This is a genomic window from Cytobacillus oceanisediminis (assembly GCF_022811925.1).
Classification (GTDB): domain Bacteria; phylum Bacillota; class Bacilli; order Bacillales; family Cytobacillaceae; genus Cytobacillus; species Cytobacillus oceanisediminis_D.
Genome location: NZ_CP065511.1, coordinates 1,108,260 through 1,127,261, shown reverse-complemented (window position 1 = coordinate 1,127,261; position 19,002 = coordinate 1,108,260). Strand labels below are relative to the sequence as shown.

Sequence of the window (19,002 nt, the reverse complement as noted above, 5' to 3'; positions counted from 1 at the left end):
ATTCTTCCTATTACCCTGCGATGCCCTATACAAGGATTTGCTTTATGAAACTTTTTTGTCTGCCGCCCGTATTAAATAATAACGAACTTATTTTAGGAGAGATTCTTATGGGAAATATTTTTATTTTTTCACTGATTGCCGGACTGGCGATTTCTATCCTGCTGATTCCGTTCAGCTATAAACCGAAGGCTAGGGCGAAGGAAAAGGAAGGCAGGAAACTGGGGACCGGACTTATGGCCGGCACCGCCGCCCTATCTGTGCTGCTTGTTTTTGCCGTGTATTATTTCACCAATCTGGACCGGAACTTAACCAGCTTATGGCTATTTGCGGTTATCGCTTCTTTAATAGGAGCAGTTTTCGCGACAGGCAGGGAACGAATGATAAAAACGGGTGTGTTTGCTGTCAGTCTGATTGCAGGGGTTTTCTTTCTGACAGCTTTTCTATTCAATGCAGATGATAAATATGAAAGTGCCAAAATGAATGAAAAAACGGAGATTGAGACGTTTGACGAAAAAGAAACACCGGCGAGTGTGCCACCGCAGTTTGCGCGCAATAAGATGAAGAAGGCTTTCGGTCAGGTTCCGAATACGAGTTATTATGAACTTGGCAGCCTGCAGATCCAGAAAGTCAATGGAGAGTATGTTTATATTGCGCCTGTAGAGTTTTCCGGCTTTTTCAAATGGTGGAATGGAGATAAAACACCTGGCTATTTTACAATCAGCGCGACTGACTCCTCAGCCAATCCAAAGTTTGTGAAAAGCGATATGGTGTACACACCATCCTCTTATTTTAATAAAAATATTGAGCGCCATATCCGGATGCAGTATCCGCAGGCCATTTTTTACGGAGATGTGCAGCTGGAAGTGGATGACGACGGGAAGCCGTTTTATATCCGTTCATATGGAGAATTTATTTCGGCGCGAAATGGCTTTGATGTTCAAGGGGTGGTCATGGTTGACCCGCTGAACGGACAGACGAAATCCTATAAACTTGCGGATGTGCCTTCCTTTATTGATGGAGCTGTTTCTCCTGAAACTGTCAGTCTGCAGAACAGCTATTTCGGGAATTATGTCCATGGCTTCTGGAACAGCAAATTCGGAAAGTCCGATGTAAGGCTTCCATCGGATGAAGGAACGGAAGCCAATGTGAGTCCGATTTTTGATGAGAATGGCGACATGTATTACTTCACAGATTTTACAAGTCCAAAAGAAGGCGTCGATTCGATGCTTGGCTATTCTCTGACAAATTCAAGGACGGGCGAAGCGACCTTCTTTACAGGTAATCTTGAGGAATCTTATATGGATTCGCAGGGTGCCCTCCAGATTATCGAGAAGAAATTCATCGAGAAGAAATGGAGCGGCGAAATGCCTGTTCTGTATAACTTCTACGGGGAAGCGAGCTGGCTGACGCCTGTGCTTGATGCTAACGGATTCCTGCAGAACTACTTTATTGTATCAGCTGCCAACCCGGAAATATCTGCTTATGGGACAACGCCAAATGAAGCATTGCGTTTATATAAAACCGCATTGCAGCGAGGCGGAGGCACTGTAGACGGAAGCTCGAAAGCAGAGGAAAAACAGATGAGCGGCACTGTACTGCGGGTGTACAAGGAGAAATCCGTGGAATACACAGTCGTATCATTTCTGCTGGATAACCGCCAGAGCTATGTGGTTTCATCTGAAACCGTGCCGATGGCCATTTATCTGCAGGAAGGCGATCAGGTGGACATGAACTATCTCGATACAGGTGAGGCATTCCTGCCAGTGAAGGAAATGACCATTAAAGGATTGGAATAACTAAAAGCTCCAGGCGCCCGCTCATCGGCGCCTGGAGCTAGACAGTTATCTAACTTCCGGCCTGATACGCCTTAAATATTAAGAAACACGATGAAGACAGTCTTCATCGTGTTTTTTATTACCCTGCTATTATGTTCGCTGATTTAATGGCACTGGATAGCGTGGATTTGATGCTGACGTGATCAAATGACAAACCGAGCTGTACTGCGGTCTGGGCAATTTCCGGTCTTAAGCCGGAGATTGTTGTCTTTACGCCGATCAGGCTTAGCGCTTCTATCAGCTGGAATAGCTGATGGGCTACCATGGTATCAATCATAACTACGCCTGAAAGGTCCAGGAACAGCTGGTTGACGCCTAATTTATTGCATTGCTGAAGTGTATTTTCAAGCATGCTTTTTGCACGTGCCGTATCAATATCCCCGACAAGCGGCAGAAGTGCGATATCTTCTGTTAAAGAAATGACCGGGGAACTTAGTTCAAGGATTAATGCCTGCTGAGCCTGCAGCCTCTTCTGGGAATGGTTATTATATTCTTCCGTGAACCACGTAACCACTTCACCAATGGTTCTAATAATCATCCTGCGCCATAATGCAATTTGTTTTTCATCATATTGGCCCTGGCTGGTTTCAACGAACTGCTCAAGCAAGTTCAAATACTGTTCCTGGGTGTTAAAGAACTCCTGCAGGATCATCTCCAGAGGGGTACGGAGGTGTTCATCATCCTGCGCCACTTTGACAATCCAGCTTTCCAAATCATGAAAGAACGCTTCTTCTTCTTTATGGAAGACTTCGGAGAACTGCTTGTGGAATTCGTAATTCTGCTTCTTTACGCTTTCAATCACAGCGGGGTCTTCCGAGGTATAAATCCCGCCGCTCTCTTCCTTGTTCACATTTTTATACCATTCTTCTGTTAAGTCCCAGGTTTTGTCCAGGAAAAATTGATATAGATCTTGATTACGATGCATGCCTGTCTCCCCTAACCGAACTGTTATTTCAATATTATTATTATTTTAACCGATGGGAAATAAAGTGTCGATTCTAAACTCCTACCTATTTTGCGCTAATTCCCTGCTGTCCGCATACTGATAGTCTGCCCCTGGTCTCGGAAGCATTATGCTAAAGGCGGAAGCCAGGACAAGAAGAACGATGGACGCAATGAAAGAACTGTCATAGCTCCCTGTCAGATCAAATATGACACCAGGGACGAAGGAACCGAGAGCAGAACCCAGCTGATGGCTCAAATATATCCAGCCAATCACGGCTCCAGCGGAAAGATGCCTGAAATATTCCGCAGCCAGTTTCATGGTCGGTGCGACAGTGGCAAAATTGACAATCCCAAAGCTGATGGCAAACAGAATTAACAGATGGGATTGAGTGACAAAAAAGCCAAACAGGGAAGCATCATTCACGATGATGAGCAGCAGAACAATGGTCAGGGCCCGCACTCCATAGAGAAAGGCAAGAATCCTTCTGCAATTCCACCTATCTGCGAGGAACCCGGATACAACTGTGCCGAGAATATTAAAGCCGGCCAGCAGACTGACAGCGGCTCCGGTAACGCCAGGCGTAAATCCGCAATACTGGGCAAAGGGAATAAGATGCGTATCCATCAGGCCTGTAGTGGTGACGCCGCATACGAAAAACGGGAGCATGAGAAACAGGAATTCTTTTCGCTTTAAGAGCTGGAATATAGATAGCGTTCCTTTTGGTGCTTCCTTTTTACCTTGCTTCCCCTTCTCACTATCACTCACTTTTGCTCCATAAGCCTCGATATGCAAATCAGCCGGGGTTGAACGGATAAAGAGCAGAAGCAGCGGAAAAATGAATACAATCAAAAAGAAGCCGAGCACGAGCACGGTTGTCTTCCAGCCCAGCTGGTCAATTAGGAATAAGGTCAGCGGGACGAGAATAAGCTGTCCTGCGGCTGTGCCTGCAGACATCAGTCCCATGGCCATACCTTTTTTATCGGCAAACCAGGTTGCCACCGCCATCGTTCCCGCTACATTGGATGCACCGCCAAAGCCAACAGAGGCGATTACACCATAGATGATCATCAGCTGAACAGCATTAGTGGTGAAAAAGGTCAGGAGTGTTGAAAAACCAATCACTAAAATGCTGCAGGACAGAATATAGCGGATGCCATATTTATCAATCAGCCTGCCAACATACGGCTGTGAAATGGCAAAAACAATATAGCTGACAAAGGCAATGAAGGATATGACGCTGCGATTCGCTGAAAACTCATGCTCCCATGGCGCCATAAACGCCCCGAACGACAATCGTACACCTTGCGCAGCCAGCAACGCCAAAAACGTCAATATTAAAATAATCCACGCATAATGAATCTTTAAGCGCTTCACGATGTGAACCTTCTTTCCGGTGACAGGCACCTATGCCAGTTTGCTTAAGTGGTATAGGTGCCTGTCACTTTTTTAAGAATAATCATACCATACAATTTTTATAACTTTCTAAATTTTGTCTGTTTTTCGCGGTTATTCAACAATTTACCTTTCAATCAAACGTTTGATTGAAAGGACAGACAATCCTTCTTATACTTGATTTTTTCCCGGGAAATAGGTGCAGGAATTGTCGGGGAACAGCAAAGCCCTTTCGTCAATATATGATTAAAGGCCATTCCCTTTTGAGAATGGCCTTTGCCTTTTATACAGCCTGTTTTTGCTGCTCCTGCTTCATTAATTTCATTTCACTAATGGCTTTCTTAGCCTTATTTTCATCAAATTCATTTTCGCTCTTTGCTACAACCATCGTTGCGATTCCGTTTCCGATCAGGTTCACGATGGCTCTTCCTTCACTCATGAAGCGGTCTACACCAAGAAGAAGCGCCAATCCTTCCAGAGGAATAACCTGAAGGGCGGCAAGCGTGGATGCCAATACGATAAATCCGCTGCCTGTTACACCCGCAGCACCCTTTGAAGTCAGCATGAGCACTAATAGAATGGTAACCTGCTGGCCGATTGTCAGATCCACTCCGAACACTTGTGCAAGGAAGACAACCGCCATGGACAGGTAAATGGATGTACCATCCAGGTTAAAGGAATAACCTGTTGGGATAACCAGCCCAACAACCGATTTCGAGCAGCCGATGCGCTCCATTTTATCCATCATTCTCGGAAGCACTGATTCTGATGAACTTGTGCCTAATACGATTAAAATTTCATCTTTGATGAACTTCAGATAATTCCATAAGCTGAATCCGTACATTTTGCAGATAATATTTAAAACAACAAAGATAAATAAGAACATCGTCACATACACGGAAATCATCAGTTTCCCAAGCGGAACAAGGGATGCCAGGCCGAAATGTCCGATTGTATAGGCCATCGCTCCAAATGCTCCAAGCGGGGCTGCCTTCATGACATAGCCGATAATTTTAAAGAAGACTAATGATAGCTTATCCAAAAATTCAATGACGATTTTGCCCTTTTCACCAAGAGCGGCCAGACCGACACCAAATAAGATAGAAAAGAATAATACCTGCAGGATATCTCCTTTTGCAAAGGCATCCACCATGTTGGAAGGCACGATATGTGTCACAAATTCGATCCAGTTAATGCCCTCACCGCCATTGGCTGTATACTGTGAAACATCCCCTTTTTCCAATTCATTAAAGTTCAGGCCTGCACCTGGTTTAATGACATTAACGACGATAAGACCGATCATTAAAGCAAGTGTAGTAACAACCTCAAAATATATGAACGCTTTCCCGCCAACCTTGCCGACTTTTTTCATATCACCCATTTTGGCGATTCCAAGGACGATGGTCAGGAAAATAATCGGGGCAATGACCATTTTGACTGCGTTGATGAAGGTGTCGCCGACCGGCTTCATCTCTTTTCCGACTTCCGGCCAAATCAGCCCGACCATAACACCGATAAAAATAGCCGTTAATACCTGAAAGGTTAAATTCTTATAAATCCGCTGCTTCTTCACTTTTATCTCATCTCCTTTTTTCTAACTATTCATTCTATTAGAAATGATAGCGTTTTCAGATAAAAGCGAGAAGTTTATGGTCATAACGGATGTTTTGTTCATTTTGGTCTCAAGGAATGAAACTAAACAATGACATACCGATTGACAGGCCTGCCGATTCCCCCGTACTGCACATCAAGCCTGATCGCACCGCTTTTTTCAAGGTAATCAAGATAGCGGCGGGCGGTTACTCTGGCAATGCCGATGCCGTTGGCGACTTCTTCGGCAGAGCGAGGTTCAGTCTGCTGCTGCATAAATGCGGTAATTTCATTTAAGGTGAATTCATTCAGCCCTTTTGGCAGAATGTTTGCTTCTTTCTTCGCCTGCTTGGCATAAATCAGGGCATCGAGCTGCTCCTGTGACAGGATGCCTGATTCCTTAAGGCTTTCCCTGTAATGGCGGTATTTTTCGAGAGCCTGCTGAATCCTGTTCAGCTTAAAGGGTTTGATAATATAATCCCTGGCTCCGTTTTGAAGCATCAGCTTGATGGTTTCCTTATCCTTTGCAGCGGAAACGACAATGACATCAGAATCAAGGTGCTGCTTTCTGAATTCCTGCAGGGTTTGAATGCCATCTTTTTTCGGCATAAAAATATCTAAAATCACCAGGTCAGGCTGCAGCTTTTTGGCAAGGGTGATGCCTTCCTCCCCATTTCCGGCTGCCGCGATGATTTTAAATCCTTCAACACTTGCAATAAATTCTTTATTCACTTCCTGGACCATTGGATCATCTTCAATCAGCAGCACACTGATTTCCTCTTTAACCGCCATATGATTCTCCCTCCGCTTCCATAGGAAAAGTGATCGTAAATGAAGTTCCTTCACCCCGGCTTGTTGACACTTCGATCGCTCCTCCGCCTTTTTCTGTAATTTGTTTAACAAGGTAAAGCCCATATCCTGTCCCGCCTGATTTATTGGCGGTGAATCCTTTTTCATATAGCTTCGGCAAAAGCGCTTCCTCTATCCCGCAGCCGTTATCTTCCACCAGCACGGCACAAATCTCTTCGGTCTGTTCAATGCTGATATCAACTTTTCGATCTTCACGATCACTATGCTCAAAAGCCCCGAAGGCATTTTCAATCAGATTGCCCAGCAGCAATACAAAGTCATGGTGATCCAGGCGGTTCGGAAACTCCTCCAGGCTGCTGTTTAGGTCAATGACCACAGTGATGCCCAATTCCCTGCCGCGCCGCACTTTGCTTAATAAAAGGCCTGCGATGGCATCGTTCCTGATTTTATCGCTGAGGAAATTCGAGAGGTTTTCCTGCTCCTCAGAAGCATCGAACGTCAGCTTTAATGCTTTGTCTGCTTTCCCAAGCTGGATCAATCCGGCAATGGTGTGAAGCTTGTTCATATGTTCATGGTTCTGCACCCTAAGCGCCTCTACAAAGCTTTTTACGCCTGTCAGCTCTTCGGCTAGCTTCGTGACTTCTGTACGGTCCTGGAAGATGGCCACAGCTCCAATCTTCTCATTGTCTTTCCGGATGGGAATTCTGGTGCTCAGGATGACCTTGCCGCTTACAATGATTTGTTCGTTATAGACTGCACGATTACTCTCCACAATCTCCGGGAGCCTTGTGTCTTTTAGAACGTCTCTGATTTTTTTGCCGGCGACGGGTCCTGTCACATTAAATATTTTCTTTGCCTTTTCATTGAAAATCGTAATGTTTTCCTGGTTATCGATCGCGATTACGCCTTCATTGATCGAATGGAACGTGGCTGTCCTTTCCTCCAGCATCCGTTTTATTTCATGGGGCTCCAGCTGGAACATCTGCTTTTTAATATGATTGGCAAGCATTAAAGAGCCGATCAGTCCAAATATGAGTGTCAGCAGGACAATAATGCTGATTTCGTCTGCCAGATCTGTGATAATCTCCGTAATCGAAGGGATCTTATTGCCGACAACGACCACACCGATTTGATTGAGGCTTTCATTTTTGATCGGGATGAATGCGCGGATAAAGGTGCCGACGTCTCCCTCTGCCTTGGAAAAATAAATATGCTCGGCAAAAGCCGGCTTCTCATCCTCCCCTGAAGAAGGCCTGCCGATCAGTTCCCTGACCGGGTGAGAATAGCGGATACGCTCCATATTCATGATTACAATATAATCTGTTTCATTAATAATGCGGATTTCCTCTGCGACTTTGTTAACCGTCTTCCAGCCCTGGGGCTGCAGGATTCCTTTTTTCACATCTGACAGTTCTGCCACCGTTCTGGCTGTATTCATCGAGCGTATTCTCAGTTCTTTTTCTTCCTGCTCCTGGATGTTTGCAATAACGACCATTCCGCCAATCAATAAAGAAAAAATAACGACTGCATAAGACAGGATGGTAATCTTCCAGCGGATGGGCATCTGATTCACAAGGGTCCCTCCCTTCTGCCTTTACGGATAGAATTCTTGTAAGTATGATAACATTAATAGTTTTAAAAAGGAGGATTCAAATGAAAAGCGCCGCAGGCTATATTCTCCTTGCCGGTATGGTTTTGCTGCTGGCTGGCTTCTTTGGCTATCAAAGCTTTTTTCCCCGGGATGAGATTCCCTATGATGATGACCAGGAAGGGCTCAAGGATCAAATTGTCTTCAAGTTCAGCCATGTGGTGGCTGAAAATACGCCGAAGGGCCTTGCCGCCCAAAAGTTTGCGGAACTTGTCGCCGAAAAGTCGAATGGCCATATTAAAATAGAGGTGTTTCCAAATGGCAGTCTCTATTCTGATATAGAAGAAATAAATGCTCTTAAAGAAGGCCAGGTTCACTTTATTGCCCCCTCCACATCCAAGCTAGGCATGCTTTCCCCGCAATGGGGAGTGCTGGATCTGCCTTTTGCGTTCCCTACGCGTGAAGCTGCGCTTGAAGGATTGAACGGGGATATCGGCAAGCAGCTGCTGAGATCCCTGCAGGGGGACGGCATTAAAGGGCTCGCCCACTGGCCAAATGGATTTAAGCAGATCACTTCGAATCAGGGTCCTATCCAAAAACCAGGGGATCTGGAAGGACAATCCTTCCGAATCATGCAAAGTGATGTGATATCGGCCCAATTCAGCCGCCTGAAGGCAAAGGCTGTTCAGGATTCATTCAATTCCACTTATAAACTCCTTGAAGAAGGCGATGTGGATGGAGAAGAAAATACCATTTCCAATATCTACTCAAAGAAATTTTATAACCTGCAAAAGCATATGACAATCAGCAATCATGGCTATCTTGGATATGCGGTGATGATGAGCGAAAAGGTCTGGAATGAGCAGAGTGAGGAAACAAAGAAGATTCTGCTTGAGGCAATGGAAGAAACAACCGCATGGAACAGCCGGATGGCTTTTGAAATGAACGAAGAACTGCTTGAAAAAATCAGGCTGAATTCCTCCATTCAAATTCATGAGCTTACACCTGAAGAAAAACAGAAATGGCAGGCTGAACTGGACCCTGTCTATGAAGACTTTTCGCATGAAATCGGGAAGAAACTTGTGGAAGAGATGCAGGAGCTGCGGGCTAAATATGAATAAAAAGATGACAGGCACCTCTGCTAGCCCGCTGAAGGTGCCTGTCACTCTTTTTTACAGCTTCTGTATGAATGCTACTTTGAGGTAGTCTCCTTCTTTGAATTCCTTAATGGTGCGGAAGTCTTCCGGGAGGGTGAATTCCTCAAGGATTTTGTAGCGGTCCCCTGTTTGTGCGAACGCTTTTTTGATAAAGTCTTTGAATTTTTTCATGTTGAATGTGCTGCAGTTTGATGATGCCACAATGATTCCGTTCTTTTCTGTGATCTGAATGGCCTGCGCGAGCAGTTCCGGGTAATCTTTTCTGGCGCTGAATGTATGTTTTTTGGAACGGGCAAAGCTTGGAGGGTCCAGGATGACCATATCAAATTTCAGCTGCTTCCGAACGGCGTATTTGAAGTAGTTGAACACATCTTCCACAATGATATCCTGTGCCTCAAAATCAATGCCGTTGACACTGAACATTTCGATGGTTTTGCTTTTGCTGCGGTTGGCAAGGTCAACACTGGTTGTTTTCACTGCTCCCCCTAATGCGGCAGCCGCTGAAAAAGCGCCCGTATAAGAGAACGTGTTCAGTACCGTTTTTCCTTCCGCATACTTGTCCCTGATCGTCTTCCGGACATGCCTCTGGTCAAGGAATACGCCTACCATGGCGCCATCATTCAGATAAATAGGAAAGCTGATTCCATTCTCCTTCACCATCAGCGGAAAAGATGCCCGTTCTCCTGCTGCAAAATCATCATCCTCGATGTAAGTACCTTTTACAGCAAACCGTTTCTTTTCATACAGGCCTTTTACATCAGCACTGTTCATCAATGCCTGAATCACCGTATCCCTGAAGGTGTAAACCCCTTCACTGTACCAGCTGATCACGTAAAATCCATCGTAATAATCAATCGTGATGCCTCCGATTCCATCTCCTTCTCCATTGAAAACCCGAAAAGCGGTTGTTTCGGAATCACGGAATAGAGCTTCCCGCCTTTTTAAAGCTTCTTTAAATTTTTTCGCAAAAAACGCTTCGTCGAAGGTTTCCTGAGGATTACGCGTAAGAATCCAGCCTCTGCCTTTATTCTGCTTTCCATAATATCCTTTGCCGATAAACCGTCCGCTCTCATCAGCCAGTTCAATGACCGCACCCTCTTCTATCCCCTTCGGAATACGCTGCACCGACTCCTCCGTCACCAGCGGATAGCCATCCTTAAACCCATTCTTATATTTAGAAGCCGCGATTAATTTGATAACTTTACTCATATTTCCACCCAATCATTTTGTTAGTATAGCTATCATTGTAACATTAAAAGTGCCAGGCACCTATACCAGCTGGGTGAAGTGGTATGGGTGCCTGGCACTAGATGCTTTAGCAGAAACTCCACTGAGTAGGGGCAGCTTCCGCTGTTTCTTTCAGCATCGTTCCATTCCTGGCGAAGTCTGTATGCCAGGAGAGGGCTTTTTCCAGTACGTGCGGAGTCTGTCCGCCTCTTGTGAGGGCTTCCCGGTAATATTCGCGAAGCTGGTCGCGGTACAGAGGGTGTGCGCAATTCTCGATGATCAGTTCGACTCGCTGTCTTGGAGCAAGTCCGCGAAGATCTGCATAGCCCTGTTCCGTCACGATGACATCCACATCATGCTCGGTGTGGTCAACATGTGAGACGAATGGGACGATGCTTGAAATCTTGCCGTCTTTGGCAATTGATTTTGTCACGAAGATCGCCAGGCGCGCATTTCTGGCAAAATCGCCAGATCCCCCGATGCCGTTCATCATTTTCGTTCCAAGGACATGGGTGGAGTTCACGTTTCCATAGATATCAAGCTCGAGCGCTGTATTGATCGAAATCAAGCCGAGGCGGCGGATGATTTCAGGATGGTTGGAAATCTCCTGCGGACGCATGATTAAACGGTCCCTGTACCGGTCAAAGTTCGTGAAAACCTCCTTCATTTTTTCATCCGATAGAGTGATAGAACAGCAGGAAGCAAAGTTCACCTTTCCGGCATCCATCAAATCGAATACGGCATCCTGCAGCACTTCTGAATAGACTTCCAGATTCTCAAACTCAGAGTCGAGCATTCCATGAAGCACGGCATTTGCCACGGAACCAATGCCTGACTGCAGCGGTGCCAGGCTATTTGTCAGCCTGCCGGCTGCAATTTCCCCGCGGAGAAACTGAAGCAGGTGCTGGGCCATGATGGCGGTCTCTTCATCCGGCGAACGATTGTCGAAGGAGAGTCCTGCTGATTTGTGAATACGATTCCCCTCACCTTATCCAAATCCACTTTAATTCCAGGAGCGCCAATACGATCGTCTGCTTTCGTCAGCGGAATCGGATTCCGTTCCCCCTGCTTGCCAGGTTCATATAAATCATGCAAACCTTCCAGCTGCGTGGATTGGGCAAGATTGATTTCGATGATGATGTGTCTGGCATTTTCAGCGAAAGATAGCGAGTTTCCTATTGAAGTAGACGGAATGATCAGCCCATCCTCCGTGATAGAAACCGCTTCCAAAATAGCGAAATCAATAGGATCCATGACACTGGCGCGCACAAGCTCTGCCGTGTGGGACAAATGCTGATCGACAAATAAGAAATCCCCCTGGTTAATCCCTTTTCTCATGGTCGGATCGGCCTGAAATGGCAGCCTTTTTCCTAAAATCTCCGCTTCAGCAAAAAGCTTATCCACATCAGATCCCAAAGAAGCCCCTGTATAGACATTCACTTTAAAGCTCTCATGCTGGGCACGATCGGCCAGCGCAAATGGCACCGCTTTCACGTCACCCGCACGTGTAAAGCCGCTTAGCCCCAGAGTCATGCCATCCTGAATCCAGGATGCTGCTTCTTCCGGTGTGACAACCCGGTCATGCAGGCGGCTGTCGCGAATCCGTTCTAAATTTTTCTCCATGATGCTCATCCCCTCTATCATGATATATAAAATCATTTTACCCGGATAAAGAGGGAGCCAGGACTTTTCCGATCATATTACGGAAAATTCCGATAAAACAGCAAATTCCAAGGCTGAAACAGAAAGAATTTTCTAAAAACCGAGCAATTTGCGGAAATAGCTGGAGTAAGACTGGCTGACAGGCACCCGGTCCCCATTTTTCATGACGAGGAGAAAAGTGGAATGCGTGTCAGGAAAGATTTCCTTGATATGATTGACATTTACAATGAATGAGCGGTGGCAGCGGATGAAACTGTCCTTCGGCAAAGAATACTCAAAATCCTGAAGCGAGTATTTATGGGTGCCTGAATTGCCGCCAGTATGTACATAGGTCTTCTTATCCTTTGCCTCAAGGTAAACAACCTCGGAAAAAGGAATCGGAATCCAGCCATCATTCGTTTTCATTGTCACAACCGATTTGCCGTCCGTCAATGCCGGGAAAATGGCGGTTACGCAGCCTTCAAGCTTTCCTTCATGCAAAAATGGCACGGCCATGCCGTGATACGGAACACCAAATACATCGCGGTCAATAAACTCCGACACTCTTTGCTGTGTCCCTAAAGCCTTATAGGCGATGGTTCCTTCCTTTACCCTGTCCCCCGGCCTGATTTTCAAATCGATGCGCTTGCTCGGCCGGTAATAGATATATTCATTCGTATTGGAAACCGCTATGGATATTTCATCGGAAAACAGCTCTCCAATTACATCCAGCAGCGATACAACTGTAATGCTTTCCACGTTCTCTCAGCACCTTTCATGATGATGGCTTTTTCTTATTTTACAAGTTTTCGGAGGGGGATTCACTTAATTTCTTATCATTGCCGAAAAGGCACCGGCATAGAATAGAGAAGGTTAGGGGTAAAGGAGGATGCTGATATGCTGATTCGCCATCAGATGGTGGAGAAAAAAGATGTTCGGTTTTGTGATGAAACCTTTAATTTGGAACAGGCGCTGCAGTTTTTAAATGAAACTGGCTACCGCTGTGTCCCTATTCTGGATGCCGCACATACAAAGTTTGTCGGCAATATCTATAAGGTTGATATCTTAGAATATAAGGAGAATCATTCTTTGGTTGAACCGATTACGGCTCTGGCTAAAGACCAGCAGACCGTAATTGATGAGGATGACTCTTTCATGAAAGCCTTTTTCACGCTGAAGAGATATCCTTATCTGCCGGTTGAAAAAGAAAATGGGCAGTTTGTCGGATTGCTGACACATGCGGCCGTCCTGGAACTGCTGGAGGAAGCGTGGGGACTGAACCGCGGAAGCTATACGCTGACTGTGGGAAGCTATGGCACACAGGGAACACTGAAAAAGATAAGCAGTATTATCAGTAAATACAGCGATATACAGGGAGTCATTTCACTGGACTCATCCAGCTTCCATGTCAGCCTGATCCGCCGTATCCTTTTTACATTGCCGAAGGATACGACAGAGGAAACCCTGGATAAAATTAAGAAAGAACTGGACACAAATGGCTTCCGTGTGATTGGGGTCGAGTGCCATAATGGTGAGTGTTAACGAGAAAAGCGGAAGCGCCTCGCCCACCCCCGACACCTCGAGGGGGTAGGCTGCTTGCGCTAGACAGTTATCAACGTTCAGAGTTTTATACTTTCTTCTTTAACGAGAAAAGCCGTTCCTTGATGGAATGGCTTTTTCTTACCGGTTATTCCGATGGAAGAATTCCTGATACCCGTAAATAATCCATGCGTAAGAGGTGAAAAACAGGAAAATATGGATGGGCTTAAATTTTACGAGCTTGTATAAGTTAAACCTTTGATACAAGTAATTTAGCGGGTATGCAAACAGCAAATCCATGATTGCATTTACTGTCAGGTACTTCTTGAAACTGCCAAAGGTAAAATGAAAGATCCATAAGGTCCCGATAAAAAATGGACCCAGTATGAAGGTTAGATCATTGAGAAGTTTCTTGAAGTGTCCGCCTTCCACAGTCCACCATTTAAAGGGTATGGCCAGAGTGCTTAAAATTAACACTAAAATACCTGCAAAAACCGAAACGGTTGAAAATTTATTGAATGACTTTTTCGGCAGAAAAAATATGGTCAGCCAAGGAATGACCAAGTGAAGCAGCCTGATCGCTGTAGTTGCTTTCATGTAAAAATCCCCTTTCTTCCATATTATGGTTCAGGGGATTTTGAATTATTCTCCAATTACTTAAACAGCTGATTCCATCTTAAACATTCCGTCCATCTTCCTGACGATTTCTTTTCCAATTTCAATGGACGCCGTCGCGGCCGGAGATGGTGCATTTAAGACATGAATGGAGCGCTTGCTAGGCACAATGAAAAAGTCATCGACTAATGAGCCATCGTCCTTCAAGGCCTGCGCTCTGACACCGGCCGGCCCGGGAACAATATCATCCTTCTGGATGTCCGGCATAAGCTTCTGGACATTTTTCATGAAGAGCTCCTTGGATGCTGAGCGGATCATTTCTTCCACTCCCTCTTTCATATATTTCTTTGCGAGCTTCCAGAAGCCTTTATAAGCCACAACCTCCATAAGGTCTGCCACATTCAGATCCGTCTTTTTATAGCCCTCCCGCTTAAAGCTTAGAACGGCATTTGGACCAACATCAATGGCTCCGTTAATCATCCTGGTAAAATGGACCCCAAGGAACGGGAAGTTGGGATTTGGCACAGGGTAGATGAGATTTTTGACGAGGCTGCTTTTCTCCGGTTTGAGCATGAAATACTCGCCTCTGAATGGCACTATTTTGACATCAGTTTTCAATCCGGCAAGCTTGGCGATCCGGTCTGACTGCAGGCCGCCGCAGTTTACATAGTAAGCTCCTCTTATCTCTCCCCTGCTGGTCTGGACGACAACTTCCTGAGCCGTTTCGTCAATGGCTAATACTTTATGATTCAGCAGTATGTCCCCGCCTTTTGCTGTAATGATCTCAGCCATTTTTTCCGAAACCTGCTTATAATTGACAATGCCAGCCATTGGCACATGGATGGCCTTTTTTCCGTTCACATGCGGCTCGATTTCATGGAGCTCGCCATCGTCAATCATGCGGATTCCCAGGCCATTGTCTACACCGCGCTGATATAAATCATCCAATAGAGGCAGTTCGAAATCTTCGCTTGCGACAATGACTTTTCCGCAGATATCCACTTCAAGGCCATGCTTACGGCAAAATTCTGTCATGGACTCGCTGCCTTTTTTGGCAAGCCTGGCTTTATAGCTGCCAGGTTTATAGTAAATTCCGGAATGGATGACGCCGCTGTTATGGCCTGTCTGGTGGGCCGCCACATGGCTTTCTTTTTCCAGGATGGCCACTTTTGCTGCCGGAAACCGGTTCAGCAGCTCCATTCCTGTTGACAGGCCGACAATGCCCCCGCCAATAATGATGTAATCATACATGATCCTCCACCCTTTCTCTTATTTATGATCGATCCCGCAGGCTTTTGCCAGTAATTCGATAATATGGACCACACGCACCTTCTCTTCTAGCCCTTCCCGTTTCACCCCGAGGCACATCTGCAGATGGCAGCCAGGGTTAGACGTGACGATGGTGTCCGGCGAGATTTTTTGGACTTGTTCCATTTTGGCGTCGAGTATTTCCATGGACTCTTCATAGTGAACAATATTATAGATTCCGGCCGATCCGCAGCACACATCCCCTTTAGGAAGAGGAATATATGTAATGCCAGGTATGCTTTCGAGGAGCTGAACGGGATCATCCGCCACCTTCTGCACATTTAACAGATGGCAGGATGGCTGATAGGTCACAGCACCTGAGAGTTCCCGGCTGAAACTGATTCCGAGTTTGTTCAGTATTACACTTACATCCTTATTCTTTTGTGCGAACACCTTGGCACGCTCTGCCCATTCCGGGTCATCTGCGAGAAGATGATCATATTCAACGAGCATCGCACCGCAGCCGCCAATCGCATTAACCACATAATCAAAGTTCCCTTTTTCAAAAGCCGCAATATTTTCCTTCGCCAGTTTCCTGGATGTTCCCGTATCTCCGCTATGGTTCTGCAGGGCACCGCAGCAGGTCTGTTCCTTGATTACGGTGACTTCGCAGCCGGCATGCTGAAGCAGCTTGATGCTGAGGTCATTGATTTTGGCAAAAAACACATCCATAATACAGCCTGTAAAAAAAGCGACACGGGCATTCGGATCGCGCTCTGGCAGAAGGATGCCTGTTCTCAGCTGTTTATTTGGCATTTCCACAGCCGGAGCAATCTCTTCAAAAGCCCGAAGCTGTTCGGGAAGAATGCTGAGCACCTTGCTTTTGCGGGCAAACGAATCAATGCCTGTTTTTTGATAGGCCCGAAGTGAAGCTCTCATGACTGCCAGCAGTTTTTTATTCGGCAAGGCCTTTTGCAGAGCCATGTTCTCTATGAATGGAGCTGGTGCTTCGGCAGCTTTTACTTTCTTAAATGATTCGAGGATTTTTCCATACTGCACATTGGTTGGGCAGGCTGTTTCACAGGCACGGCAGCCAAGGCAGAGCTCCATTGATTCGGTTATTTCATCGATGGTTATTTTCCCTTCTGCGGCCATTTGCACAAGATTGATTCGGCCCCGTGGAGAATGCCTTTCCTTCCCCAAGCTGGCATATGTGGGGCAGGCCGGGAGACAATAGCCGCACTGGACACAGTCAAACGTTTCTTTATAGGCGAGCTGGCTAGTCATGGACTAACACCAGCTTCTGCCCTTTTGTCTCGGGAAAAATCTTGCCCGGATTCATAATGTTGTTCGGATCCCACGCTGTTTTCATTCGTTTCATCATATCCAGTCCCGCTTCCCCAAGCTCCATCTCCATAAATGGCGCCTTCATGGTTCCGATGCCATGCTCGCCTGAGAGGGTTCCTCCCAATTCAATCGCAGCGGAAAAAATCTCCGCTACTGCTTTTTCCACACGCTTCATTTCTTCTTTGTCCTGTTTATCGGTAATGATATTCGGATGCAGATTTCCGTCGCCAGCATGACCGAATACGACTAAGTCGATTTCATATTTTGCTTTGATTTCCTGAAGCCTTCTGAACATTTCAGGAATCTTGCTTCTTGGAATTGTGGCATCCTCGGAAATTTTCGTTGGTTTTTTCCTGACAATCGCAGGTGAAACGAGCTTCCTCGCTTTCCATAAGTTCACAGCAGATTCCTCATCCCTGGCGATGATGGCTTCCCTTGCCCCTACTTCCAGGCAAACCTGCTTCACCTGCTCGCTTTCATCCCTGATAGCGATAGGATGGCCATCAAGCTCAATCAGGATAATGGCATCCACATCAATCGGGAGCCCGATCGGCTGAAACTCTTCAACCGCCCGGATGGAAGCCTGATCCATGATTTCCATTTTGGAAGGCAGGATGCCGGAAGTTAGCACCGCAGAAATCGCTTTTCCGGCATCAATAATATCATCAAATATGACCATCATCGTCTGGGTTGCCTGCGGCCTTGGAATCAGCTGAAGAGTTGCCTCTGTGATGATGCCCAATGTCCCTTCCGAACCCACAATCAGCTTCGTCAGGTCATAGCCTGTGACGTTTTTGACCGTCCGTCCGCCTGTCCGGATAATGTCCCCTTCTGGCGTGACGATCTCAAGCCCCAGCACATAATCCTTTGTAACCCCGTACTTTAAACCGCGCGGCCCACCTGCATTCTCGGCAAGGTTCCCTCCAATTGTGGAAACATGGGAACTGCTTGGGTCCGGCGGATACATCAGCCCATGCCGCTGTGCCTCACGGTCAATATCAGCAGTGATGACACCTGGAGATACAATTGCAACGGTATCCTCCGGGTCGATGATCAGCTTCTGGGTCCACCTGGAAAAATCAAGGACCATCCCGCCATGGACAGGGAGCGGGCCTCCGCTCAGACTCGTTCCCCTGCCTCTTGGATAGACTGGTACTTTCATATCATTGGCGACCTTTACAATGCCTGCCACTTCCTCAGTCGAAACTGGCTGCAGGATGATCTCCGGAATATAGGCTCCAAATGAGCCATCGTATGAATATGAGACCAAGTCTGCTTTCTCAAGCAGAATGCGCTTTTCTGATCCCATGATGCTTTTAAGCCTCTCAACAATCTGTTCGGTGATCACAACGGCACCTTCTTTCCTTCCCCTTCGTTCACCTTCAATTTCTTTGTAACATTCTCAAGATGCACCCGCATCGCCTTTGCCGCTCTTTCTTCATCCTGTTCTTTTATAGCTGTAAAAATGCTCATATGCTCCTGATAAACCTGTTCGCGCTTTGCCGGAAGACCCACATTCTTCTGAAGGGAAAAAGCAATCGCTTTTCGGTACAGATCATCGATATTTTCCATTACCTGTATCATGAAACGATTTTTCGTTGCAGCGATCAGGTGTTTATGAAAATTAACGTCTGCCAGATCGCCTACCGCTTCGGGGTTCGTCAGCGTGATTTCAAATTGATCGAGCGCCAGCTTCATTTTTTCCAGGTCGGCCTCATCACGACGCAAGGCAGCAATCGCTGCTGCCTGTGTCTCCATAATCATCCGCATTTCCAGAAGCTCAAAAACCTGTTCCACGGGAATGTATTCAATCGCTAACGAACCAAGCATGTCTGCCATATTAACTTCTTTGACAAAGCTGCGGCCGCCTTGCCTGGATTCAATAATTCCGCTGGCAGATAATACGCTCAATGCTTCTCGAACAGGCGCACGGCTGACGCCAAACAGTTTGGCCAGTTCATTCTCGGATGGCATCGGCTCATTTGCCGTGAACTTGCCTTCTTTTATCATTTCCTTCAGCTGATCCAGCACCTGGGCCGAGATTTTTTTCCGTTCGATTTTCATTGA

Annotated in this window: 15 protein-coding genes and 1 pseudogene; 3 read left to right on the top strand and 13 right to left on the bottom strand. The window is 46.3% G+C overall.

Annotated elements, in window-relative coordinates; genetic code table 11:
- Positions 1-107 precede the first annotated feature (107 nt).
- Positions 108-1,796, top strand: coding sequence for a hypothetical protein (locus IRB79_RS05895; RefSeq protein ID WP_243507334.1), 1,689 nt, complete (start codon positions 108-110; stop codon positions 1,794-1,796).
- A 118-nt stretch (positions 1,797-1,914) separates the two neighbouring features.
- Here the strand turns inward: IRB79_RS05895 and IRB79_RS05890 are convergent, their stop codons facing one another.
- The 5 genes from IRB79_RS05890 to IRB79_RS05870 form a co-directional block, all read right to left on the bottom strand.
- Positions 1,915-2,760, bottom strand: coding sequence for an STAS domain-containing protein (locus IRB79_RS05890; protein WP_243507333.1), 846 nt, complete (start codon positions 2,758-2,760; stop codon positions 1,915-1,917).
- Between the two features lie 81 nt (positions 2,761-2,841).
- Positions 2,842-4,155, bottom strand: a complete 1,314-nt coding sequence (locus IRB79_RS05885) for an MFS transporter (RefSeq protein ID WP_243507331.1) — start codon at positions 4,153-4,155, stop codon at positions 2,842-2,844.
- Positions 4,156-4,456: 301 nt separating this feature from the next.
- A complete protein-coding gene (gene dctP / locus IRB79_RS05880; protein WP_232292531.1) occupies positions 4,457-5,680 on the bottom strand; it encodes a C4-dicarboxylate transporter DctP in 1,224 nt (407 codons plus the stop codon).
- A gap of 188 nt (positions 5,681-5,868) precedes the next feature.
- Entirely contained in the window at positions 5,869-6,555 is a 687-nt protein-coding gene (locus IRB79_RS05875; protein ID WP_243507329.1) for a response regulator, read from the bottom strand.
- On the bottom strand, positions 6,545-8,137 hold the full coding sequence (locus tag IRB79_RS05870; protein ID WP_431833425.1) for an ATP-binding protein: 1,593 nt from the start codon (positions 8,135-8,137) through the stop codon (positions 6,545-6,547). Before IRB79_RS05870 ends, IRB79_RS05875 begins: the two co-directional genes overlap by 11 nt.
- A gap of 89 nt (positions 8,138-8,226) precedes the next feature.
- Between IRB79_RS05870 and IRB79_RS05865 the strand changes: the two genes are divergently transcribed.
- Positions 8,227-9,282: a TRAP transporter substrate-binding protein gene (locus tag IRB79_RS05865; protein WP_243507325.1), complete on the top strand. Its 1,056-nt coding sequence runs from the start codon at positions 8,227-8,229 to the stop codon at positions 9,280-9,282.
- 51 nt (positions 9,283-9,333) lie between these two features.
- Here the strand turns inward: IRB79_RS05865 and IRB79_RS05860 are convergent, their stop codons facing one another.
- From IRB79_RS05860 to IRB79_RS05850, 3 genes and pseudogenes are all read right to left on the bottom strand, one after another.
- A complete protein-coding gene (locus tag IRB79_RS05860) occupies positions 9,334-10,527 on the bottom strand; it encodes a class I SAM-dependent rRNA methyltransferase (protein ID WP_243507323.1) in 1,194 nt (397 codons plus the stop codon).
- Between the two features lie 106 nt (positions 10,528-10,633).
- Positions 10,634-12,168: pseudogene (locus tag IRB79_RS05855) on the bottom strand (acetyl-CoA hydrolase/transferase family protein).
- A gap of 132 nt (positions 12,169-12,300) precedes the next feature.
- Entirely contained in the window at positions 12,301-12,945 is a 645-nt protein-coding gene (locus IRB79_RS05850) for a LytTR family DNA-binding domain-containing protein (RefSeq protein ID WP_243507321.1), read from the bottom strand.
- Positions 12,946-13,083: 138 nt separating this feature from the next.
- Here IRB79_RS05850 and cbpA point away from each other — a divergent pair, with 138 nt between their 5' ends.
- Positions 13,084-13,728, top strand: coding sequence for a cyclic di-AMP binding protein CbpA (gene cbpA, locus IRB79_RS05845; RefSeq protein ID WP_243507319.1), 645 nt, complete (start codon positions 13,084-13,086; stop codon positions 13,726-13,728).
- 138 nt (positions 13,729-13,866) lie between these two features.
- On the opposite strand, the gene IRB79_RS05840 is transcribed toward cbpA, so the two are convergent.
- From IRB79_RS05840 to IRB79_RS05820, 5 genes are read right to left on the bottom strand one after another with little or no spacing between them, the layout of a single operon-like run.
- Positions 13,867-14,322 carry a hypothetical protein gene (locus IRB79_RS05840; protein WP_243507317.1) on the bottom strand — a complete coding sequence of 152 codons (456 nt, stop codon included), beginning with the start codon at positions 14,320-14,322 and terminating at the stop codon, positions 13,867-13,869.
- Positions 14,323-14,382: 60 nt separating this feature from the next.
- Positions 14,383-15,591: an L-2-hydroxyglutarate oxidase gene (lhgO, locus tag IRB79_RS05835; protein WP_243507315.1), complete on the bottom strand. Its 1,209-nt coding sequence runs from the start codon at positions 15,589-15,591 to the stop codon at positions 14,383-14,385.
- A gap of 18 nt (positions 15,592-15,609) precedes the next feature.
- Entirely contained in the window at positions 15,610-16,875 is a 1,266-nt protein-coding gene (locus IRB79_RS05830; RefSeq protein WP_243507314.1) for a (Fe-S)-binding protein, read from the bottom strand.
- Entirely contained in the window at positions 16,868-18,283 is a 1,416-nt protein-coding gene (locus IRB79_RS05825; RefSeq protein ID WP_243507312.1) for an FAD-binding oxidoreductase, read from the bottom strand. The genes IRB79_RS05830 and IRB79_RS05825 overlap by 8 nt, the downstream gene beginning before the upstream one ends.
- Positions 18,280-18,999 (bottom strand): FadR/GntR family transcriptional regulator, encoded by a 720-nt coding sequence (locus IRB79_RS05820; RefSeq protein WP_243507310.1) that lies wholly within the window; start codon positions 18,997-18,999, stop codon positions 18,280-18,282. The genes IRB79_RS05825 and IRB79_RS05820 overlap by 4 nt, the downstream gene beginning before the upstream one ends.
- Between the last annotated feature and the right edge of the window lie 3 nt (positions 19,000-19,002).

What these genes read in the sequence shown, in the direction of transcription:
- IRB79_RS05895 (WP_243507334.1), top strand. Translation starts at nt 108, where the DNA reads ATGGGAAATATTTTTATTTTTTCACTGATTGCCGGACTGGCGATTTCT.
- IRB79_RS05890 (WP_243507333.1), bottom strand. Translation starts at nt 2,760, where the DNA reads ATGCATCGTAATCAAGATCTATATCAATTTTTCCTGGACAAAACCTGG.
- dctP (WP_232292531.1), bottom strand. Translation starts at nt 5,680, where the DNA reads ATGGTCGGGCTGATTTGGCCGGAAGTCGGAAAAGAGATGAAGCCGGTC.
- IRB79_RS05875 (WP_243507329.1), bottom strand. Translation starts at nt 6,555, where the DNA reads ATGGCGGTTAAAGAGGAAATCAGTGTGCTGCTGATTGAAGATGATCCA.
- IRB79_RS05870 (WP_431833425.1), bottom strand. Translation starts at nt 8,137, where the DNA reads ATGCCCATCCGCTGGAAGATTACCATCCTGTCTTATGCAGTCGTTATT.
- IRB79_RS05865 (WP_243507325.1), top strand. Translation starts at nt 8,227, where the DNA reads ATGAAAAGCGCCGCAGGCTATATTCTCCTTGCCGGTATGGTTTTGCTG.
- IRB79_RS05860 (WP_243507323.1), bottom strand. Translation starts at nt 10,527, where the DNA reads ATGAGTAAAGTTATCAAATTAATCGCGGCTTCTAAATATAAGAATGGG.
- cbpA (WP_243507319.1), top strand. Translation starts at nt 13,084, where the DNA reads ATGCTGATTCGCCATCAGATGGTGGAGAAAAAAGATGTTCGGTTTTGT.
- IRB79_RS05840 (WP_243507317.1), bottom strand. Translation starts at nt 14,322, where the DNA reads ATGAAAGCAACTACAGCGATCAGGCTGCTTCACTTGGTCATTCCTTGG.
- lhgO (WP_243507315.1), bottom strand. Translation starts at nt 15,591, where the DNA reads ATGTATGATTACATCATTATTGGCGGGGGCATTGTCGGCCTGTCAACA.
- IRB79_RS05830 (WP_243507314.1), bottom strand. Translation starts at nt 16,875, where the DNA reads ATGACTAGCCAGCTCGCCTATAAAGAAACGTTTGACTGTGTCCAGTGC.
- IRB79_RS05820 (WP_243507310.1), bottom strand. Translation starts at nt 18,999, where the DNA reads ATGAAAATCGAACGGAAAAAAATCTCGGCCCAGGTGCTGGATCAGCTG.